At 62.8% G+C, this 2,145-nt stretch carries 2 protein-coding genes; both read right to left on the minus strand.

Going from position 1 to position 2,145, the window contains the following annotated elements; translation table 11 throughout:
• Positions 1-56: 56 nt before the first annotated feature.
• Positions 57-863, minus strand: coding sequence for an IS21-like element helper ATPase IstB (istB, locus tag HR9077_RS17150; protein WP_136068480.1), 807 nt, complete (start codon positions 861-863; stop codon positions 57-59).
• Positions 860-2,041, minus strand: a complete 1,182-nt coding sequence (gene istA / locus HR9077_RS17155; RefSeq protein ID WP_136068481.1) for an IS21 family transposase — start codon at positions 2,039-2,041, stop codon at positions 860-862. Before istA ends, istB begins: the two co-directional genes overlap by 4 nt.
• Positions 2,042-2,145: the final 104 nt, after the last annotated feature.

Below are 2,145 nucleotides of genomic sequence, written 5' to 3' on the forward strand. Positions count from 1 at the left end.
TGTCAACGCCATTGAAGGCTGTCCGGATTTCATCACTTCAGATTGTCCGGTTTTTATCAGTGCTCTTTCATCGGAACAGGTTCAGGGTCGTGTGAGGGCTCGTCCTCCTTCGTGGCAGGTGTAGTCACCAAGCCGGCTCGTCGCTTGTCCTTCAGCCGGTAGCTCTCGCCTTTGATGTTCAGTGTCGTGGAGTGGTGGAGAAGTCGATCCAGGATCGCCGTGGCGATGACTTGATCGCCGAAGATCTCGCCCCAGTCCATGAACGACTTGTTCGAGGTGAGGATAGTGCTGGCCCGCTCGTAGCGCCGGTTGATCAAGCGAAAGAACAGACTGGCTTCCTCGCGGGTCATGGGGAGGTAACCCATCTCGTCGAGCACCAGCACCTTGGGGTAGGTCAACTGCTGGAGTTGGCGATCCAGACGATTCTCCTGCCGTGAGCGCATCAGCGTGCTGACCAGTCGATCCAGGGTCATGAACAGCACGCGATGGCCGGCTTCGGCGGCCTTCACCGCCAAGGCGACGGCGAGGTGCGTCTTGCCCACACCGGGCGGGCCGAGCAGCACCACGTTTTCGCCGCGTTCGACGAAGCCCAGGCCGGCCAAGTCGCGCACGATCTTGTGATCGATGCTGGGCTGGAAGCTGAAGTCGAACTGCTCCAGGGTCTTGATCCAGGGCAGGCGGGCCTGCTTCAGGCGCGACTCCAGCCCCTTCTGATGGCGTCCGCCCCACTCCTGGGCGAGGGCCTGCTCGAGGAACTCGCGGTAGTTCAGGTCCTGCTTGCTGGCATGCTCGCAGAGGCTGTCGAGCGAGGCCTGGAGATGCTCCATCTTCAGACGGTTGAGTAGCTGTTCCAGAGCCATCACAGCACCTCCTCGTAGACCCGCAGGTCACGCTGCTGCACTGACAGGGTCTGCTGCCACAGGGCGGCATGGTGCTCCGGGACCGTGTGCCATCCGGCCTGTGGCGCTTGCAGGCGGTGCTGGGCGATGGCATCACCGGCCGGCGAGTAGACGGTCAGCTCATCGTCCAGGCTCAACCGGATCACCACCACCTGGCCACAGTAGATTTCCGGGACGCTGTAGCGGTTGCCACGGACTTCGATGTAGCCGTCCCAGCCGACCTGTCGCAGGTCGTGGTAGCGGGTATCGAAGTCGGTGGCCGGGAGACCCTGAAGGGCCGGCGCTTCGGCAGTAAAGCGCTCGGCCGGGGTCTGGCGGAACTGCCGTAACGGCCGCTGATCGGCGACCCGTTCCAGCCACAGCTGGAGCAGCTGGTTCAGGTGGGCAACGCTCTCGAACTGCCGGTAGCGCTGGAAGAAGTGCTGCTTCACATAGCCCACCATGCGTTCGGTCTTGCCCTTGGTGCGCGGGCGCTGTGGACGGCATGCCTTGGGGACGAAGCCGTAGTGGTTGGCCAGTTGCAGGAAGCCGGCATTGAAGATGACACGGTGGTCCCGGTCGTGCTTCAACACCGCCGCCTTCTGGTTGTCGACCAGCACCGTGCGCGGTACGCCGCCGAAGTGGCGGAAGGCCTGCACCAGCGCCTCATAGGTGTGCTCGGCATCCTGGCTGGGTGCCGCCCAGGCATGGAAGCGCCGCGAATAGCCCAGCGTGTTGACCGCAAAATTGACCTTGCAGCGCTGGCCGGTGATGACCGTCTCGATTTCGCCCCAGTCGTGCTGGAGCTGGAAGCCGGGCTGGGTCTCGAAGCGCACGGTCTGCTTGCTCGGCCGTAGCGCTCGCTTGGGCTGGATGTACATGCGTACGATGGTGCCGCCGCCGGTGTAGCCCTGCTCGCGGATCAACTGGAAGATCACCTCGGCGTTCCAGACATTGTCGGCCAGCAGCTGATCGATGATTGGCTTGTAGGGGTCCAGCTTGCTGACTCGCGGCCTGGCCGGTCGCCCGGAGGGTGCCTCCTCGCGGGCCAAATGGCGACGCACGGTCCGTTCGCAACAGCCAATCTGATGAGCGATGTCCACGAGGTGGGCGCCTCGCTGGTGAAGTTGCCTTATCATGAGAAAGTCCTCTCGGCTCAGCATGGCACGGCCCTTACAGGTTTGGTCACCAGCAAGGAAAGGTCATGCGGGTCGGGGGGACAATCTGTTTTGATGATTTACGGACTTATAGCTCCGGCGTCGACAGT

Origin of the sequence: Modicisalibacter radicis, assembly GCF_900961225.1 — a bacterium.
Lineage (GTDB): Bacteria > Pseudomonadota > Gammaproteobacteria > Pseudomonadales > Halomonadaceae > Modicisalibacter.

Coding starts and splice junctions, on each gene's coding strand:
- istA (WP_136068481.1), bottom strand. CDS start 2,041: ATGCTGAGCCGAGAGGACTTTCTCATGATAAGGCAACTTCACCAGCGA.